Origin of the sequence: Microseira wollei NIES-4236, assembly GCF_020521235.1 — a bacterium.
GTDB lineage: Bacteria > Cyanobacteriota > Cyanobacteriia > Cyanobacteriales > Aerosakkonemataceae > Microseira > Microseira wollei.
Map to the genome: position 1 here is coordinate 1 of NZ_BLAY01000529.1, position 548 is coordinate 548.

At 46.4% G+C, this 548-nt stretch carries 1 protein-coding gene; it reads left to right on the forward strand.

The annotated features are described in order from the left end of the window. The coding region (locus MiSe_RS49700; RefSeq protein WP_226595008.1) for a ketoacyl-synthetase C-terminal extension domain-containing protein at positions 1–548 on the forward strand (548 nt) is incomplete at both ends.

The window sequence follows — 548 nt, forward strand, 5'->3', positions numbered from 1 at the left end:
AGCGGTCTAACAGTACCTAACGGGTCATCCCAGCAAGCCGTAATTCGCCAAGCGTTGGCAAATGGAGGAGTAGAAGCATCACTTGTCAGCTATATTGAAGCTCACGGTACAGGTACTTCTTTGGGAGATCCCATTGAAGTGGAAGCTTTGGGAGTGGTGTTGGGCAAAAATCGCCCAGTAGACCAACCCCTAGTGCTTGGTTCAGTGAAAACTAACATCGGACACTTAGAATCAGCCGCAGGCATCGCGGGTATCATCAAGGTGGTGTTACAATTGCAGCACCTTGAAATTGCACCACATTTGCACTTTCATCATCCTAGCCCTCATATTAGCTGGCAGAATTTGCCTTTTATTGTTGTGCCGACTGAAAAAACTCTCTGGCAAACAAAAGAAAAAGCACGTTTGGCGGGAGTCAGTTCTTTCGGGTTTAGCGGTACTAACGCTCATGTAGTGTTGGAACAAGCCCCAATATCTCAACCAGTAACCGCATCAGTAGAACGTCCTTTACATCTATTGACTCTATCAGCCAAGACACAATCAGCTTTAGA